The organism is Streptomyces sp. NPDC037288, assembly GCF_055603265.1.
Genome location: NZ_JBVJVY010000150.1, coordinates 1 through 3920 on the forward strand (window position 1 = coordinate 1; position 3920 = coordinate 3920).

Annotated in this window: 5 protein-coding genes and 1 pseudogene; 2 read left to right on the forward strand and 4 right to left on the reverse strand. The window is 66.4% G+C overall.

The genetic code is table 11. The features are described from left to right. Positions 1-69: 69 nt before the first annotated feature. Together ACZ7GZ_RS42515 and ACZ7GZ_RS42520 are read right to left on the reverse strand one after the other, a co-directional pair. Complete coding sequence (locus ACZ7GZ_RS42515) at positions 70-189, reverse strand: group II intron maturase-specific domain-containing protein (RefSeq protein WP_471033150.1); 120 nt, start codon at positions 187-189, stop codon at positions 70-72. Further along, positions 189-962 (reverse strand): reverse transcriptase domain-containing protein, encoded by a 774-nt coding sequence (locus ACZ7GZ_RS42520; RefSeq protein ID WP_471033152.1) that lies wholly within the window; start codon positions 960-962, stop codon positions 189-191. The genes ACZ7GZ_RS42515 and ACZ7GZ_RS42520 overlap by 1 nt, the downstream gene beginning before the upstream one ends. Before the next feature lie 77 nt (positions 963-1039). Between ACZ7GZ_RS42520 and ACZ7GZ_RS42525 the strand changes: the two genes are divergently transcribed. After that, positions 1040-1399, forward strand: a complete 360-nt coding sequence (locus ACZ7GZ_RS42525; protein WP_471033154.1) for a hypothetical protein — start codon at positions 1040-1042, stop codon at positions 1397-1399. 67 nt (positions 1400-1466) lie between these two features. Here the strand turns inward: ACZ7GZ_RS42525 and ACZ7GZ_RS42530 are convergent, their stop codons facing one another. After that, complete coding sequence (locus ACZ7GZ_RS42530) at positions 1467-2261, reverse strand: dienelactone hydrolase family protein (RefSeq protein WP_471033156.1); 795 nt, start codon at positions 2259-2261, stop codon at positions 1467-1469. Between the two features lie 563 nt (positions 2262-2824). On the opposite strand from ACZ7GZ_RS42530, the gene ACZ7GZ_RS42535 reads away from it, so the two are divergent. Then, positions 2825-3166: a hypothetical protein gene (locus ACZ7GZ_RS42535; protein WP_471033158.1), complete on the forward strand. Its 342-nt coding sequence runs from the start codon at positions 2825-2827 to the stop codon at positions 3164-3166. A gap of 41 nt (positions 3167-3207) precedes the next feature. Here the strand turns inward: ACZ7GZ_RS42535 and ACZ7GZ_RS42540 are convergent. Next, positions 3208-3462 (reverse strand): annotated as a pseudogene (locus ACZ7GZ_RS42540) (IS110 family transposase); the annotation flags it as partial. Positions 3463-3920: the final 458 nt, after the last annotated feature.

Consider the following 3920-nt stretch of genomic DNA (forward strand, 5'->3'; position numbering starts at 1 on the left):
CGCCTGCCGGGCAGGGAGCGGAATCCCTATCGACACACGCCCCGGGGCGCACGCCCCAACACTGATCGGCTACACCACGAAGCGGGACGCCATCGCCCAGCCCCGAAGGACCGGATTGACCGACCGCGGTACCTCCTCCAACGAGAGCGACGTCGTACTTCGCCCCGTCAGCTTCTTGATCTTGTGCATCACCGACGCCAAGGCGGGCTTGGACGGAATGGTGAGCACGACGCGACGGCCGTCGCCGAAGGGCCTTCGCTGGATGTGGAAGCCCAGGAAGACGAAGCCGTCATCGATATTGTTTCGGCCTCGGACTTGGTGCCGTGCACCAGCACGACGAAGTCGTCCGCGTATCGCACCAGACGGTAGTTCGGCAGCCCCTTCCGGCGCCGGGCTTGCCTTTGCCACCCGGGACTCATCTCGGTGTTCCAGATCCGCGAGAAATGCTGGTCCAGCACAGAGAGATAGATGTTGGCCAGCAACGGGGAGGCGACTCCTCCTTGCGGAGTGCCCGTGAGAGTCTCCGCGAATCCACCGTGCAGCTCGACAACCCCAGCCCGCAGAAACGCGCTGACCAGCCGCAGGACCTTGCGGTTCTTGATGCGCTCGGCCACCAGGTCCATCAGGACGTGATGGTCGACGTTGTCGAAGCAAGCCTTGAGGTCGCCCGCGATGACCCAGTTGTAGGTCGACGGCTTGCGGGTGAAGCGGTGGATCTCGGCGATGGCGTCCTGGGCCCGACGGCCGGGCCGATACCCGTAGCTGGACGGGTAGAAATCGGCCTCGAAAGTCGGCTCCAGGACCAACTTGAGCGCCATCTGCGCGACGCGGTCCCGCAAGGTCGGGATGCCCAGGTAACGGACCTTGCCGTTCTTCTTGGGAATCACCGCCTGCTTGACCGGCAGCGCGGTGAAGGACCCGTCCTTGAGCGAGGAGCGAAGCTCCTGCAGGAACGGGATCACTCCACGGCGTTCCTCGATGTGGTAGCGCCTCAGAGTACTACGGTGACTCCGCCACGATCTGGCGTCATCAGCGGGCATTGCGCCTGCCCGCCGTCCGGCCGGCTGCCGGACGGAAGGGCGAGTGGCCGGCAAAGCTCAACGCCTTCCAGGCCGCCACCCTGGCCGGGCCGGGCTGGCTGGTGCTCGCGTGCACAGAGCTGCCACTGACCTTCGGAAAAGAGGCCGACCCGCTGTCCCGCGCCCCAGTGCTGTTCCTGGCAGCCGGCCTAGTCGCCTGCGTGGGCATCGGGCTCATCGCCCGGCACGGGCCGAAGCTGATCAAGGCACCCGGCCCGCGGCCGGCAGTGCCCGGCATCGCGGCGGGGCTGGTCGCGCTCGTGGTGTGGCAGGGACAAGGGCCCGTCGCCAGCTACTTCTTCGCGCACCCTTGTGCATAGGCGGTCAGTGACCGGCTTGCCGAAGCGGCCGGGGATTGTGGCTTGACCTTCAAGTCGGGTCGAAGGTCTACCGTCGGGGGTAGGACGAGCTACCGCATCTGGCAGCTGGCCGAGCGCTCTGGCGTACCGGGCTCTTGGTCAGGGTGCGGCCGAGAAGGGGCAGCAGGCGGTCCCAGTGAAGCTGCAGCGCGGCGGGGTCGAAGGCATCGGTGTCGGACATGGTGAAGCCGTGGACGGTGCCGGGGTAGATCTCGGAGGTGTAGCCGACACCCGCCGCGTCCAGGGCCTTGTTGAGCTCGCCGAGGGCTTCGGGCCTCAAGTCGCTCTCGGCGTGTCCGAAGTGGACCTCGGCGGCGAGCTTGGAGAGGCTGTCGGGCCCGTCGGCGCCCACCGGGCCGTGGAATGCGGCGAGAGCGGCTACCTGGCCGGGGTGGGCCACGGCGGTGCGCGTCGCCAACAGACCTCCGATGCAGTAGCCGGTCACCGCGACCGGTCCGGCGCTGACCTCGGGCTGAGAGGTGAGGAACTTGAGATAAGCGTCGGCGTCGCTCAGGACCCGTTCTGTGGTGTGCGCCTCGATCAAGGGCATCAGCTGGGCGAAGACCGCGGGCCGGACCTCTTCTCCGATGTACTCGGGAAGCTCGATCACCGGTGCCGGGCCGTGCCGGTAGAAGAGGTTGGGGACGAGCACGTAGTACCCGTGCCCGGCCAACTCGCTGGCCATCTCCCGCAGCACGGGCCGGATCCCGAAGCCGTCCGCGTACATCAGCACCCCCGGGCGCCGCCCGCCACCGTCGGGAAAAGCGGCGAACGCGTCGGCCTGGCCGTCCGCGGTGGGAATCTGCAGCATCTTGGTGGGCATGAATTCTCCTGTCGTGGTTGACGTGTCGAGCCTGTGATCAACACGACGGAGGCGGAGCCCGCGCAGCAGCGCAAGATCCTCGATCCAACAGCGGGCCAGCACCGGCCCGTACGGCGCTCAGAAGAGCACCGGGTCACCAATCCGTGTGTGGCGCAATGCCGTCCCGGTAGTCATGGCTGCACAACGTAGCCCACCGGATGAAGCCGATGCCAGCCCAGCAAGTCACAGTGCTGCTCGCGAGAATGATCTCGGTCGACACCTCGGGATCCTGAACCCGGTCGACACGCTGCCCGTGACAGGGATAGCCATCCTGCGGCTGCACGGCCGTTCGAAACACTCCCTTGCCGAAACTCTCCGGACGTGGCCGAACCAGAGCCACTCTTCCGGTCCGGTTTGGTCATGTTCGTAGGCTTCCACCTACCTCGCCATGGTCGACGCCCACGAACACACCGAACTGACCGGCCCGGCCGCCGCCGAAGCAGCCCGCCGCCTCGAAGGGTTCGGCCACCGAGCCCGCTTCCAGGGGAAGCGTCGTCAGTGACGAACGGCGCCTGAAACGGATCATGGAATGGGAAGACCCTTCCGTCTATCCCGGCACCGAAGGAGGTGCGGCTCTTGTTGCAGTCCGGCTGCCCGAGCTCCTGCGGCTGCTGGTCGCCCCGTGGTGGCGCGCCTGCGAAGCGTTCACGGACGAGGAGAGTCGCGAGCTCGTGGCCGAGTACCTGGAGGGCATGCCGGATCTCGTGGCCCAGAGAGACTGTGCCGCCGCAGCCCTTGGCCTCGATCTTCCGGACCAGGCAGATGTCTTGGGCCGGTTGCGGGAGGTACCTGTTCGGATGGGAGAGAACTTCGTCCTCATTTTCACGCCGGAGGATTACCCCTACGAACCTCTCATCAAGAGCTGAGACGCATCACGGCAGCAAGCATGCGTCCCAAGCAACAGGGATCAGCCCACGGCGAGACCGCGCTGAGGCGGTAGGGCGTCGAGAGTTCGCTGATCGCGGATGAGGGCCCACAGGACGTCCAGGCGACGGCAAGCGAGGCCGAGGACCGCCTGTTTGTGGCTCTTGGCCTCGGCTCGCTTGCGGTCGTAGACCGTCTTCGACGTGGGGCAGAAGCGCGCGGCGATCTGGGCAGAGAGGTAGAAGACGCGCAAGAGTCGGCGGTGGTAGCTGTGTGGTCGGCGCATGTTGCCGCCGACCGATAGCGTGCGTCCCTTGATCGCCCTCGATGTGCTCGTCCGCCTCTGCCCGCCGCCCGCCGATCCGCCACCCGCGGTGGACTGGGCGCAAGCCGAGCGCGCCCTTGGTACGGCTCTGCCCGCCGACTACAAGCAACTCGTCGAGACATACGGCGACGGCATCTTCGAATCGGTTCGACGGGGTGCTGCCGGAGGTCGTCGCCAGCGCCCAACCGCGAGCGTCACACGGTCGAATACGGCATCAATCGGCTCAGGCATCACCGTGCGGTCACCACGAGATACGACAAGCTCGCCGTCCGCTACGAGGCGACCGTGCTGATCGCGGTCCTCAATTAGTGGCTGTGACCAGCACTTTCACAACAAGCCCTAGCTTGATCTTTAACCTGTGCGGCGGGGTCGTGGGGTCGTTGACTTCTTCGTTCGCTGCTTCGTCGTCGGTGTTTTGCGGGGCGTGTGCA

Bases quoted from the DNA above. Each gene is read 5' to 3' on its own strand.
- ACZ7GZ_RS42530 (WP_471033156.1), bottom strand. From the start codon at position 2,261: ATGCCCACCAAGATGCTGCAGATTCCCACCGCGGACGGCCAGGCCGAC.
- ACZ7GZ_RS42515 (WP_471033150.1), bottom strand. From the start codon at position 189: ATGCACAAGATCAAGAAGCTGACGGGGCGAAGTACGACGTCGCTCTCG.
- ACZ7GZ_RS42535 (WP_471033158.1), top strand. From the start codon at position 2,825: ATGGAATGGGAAGACCCTTCCGTCTATCCCGGCACCGAAGGAGGTGCG.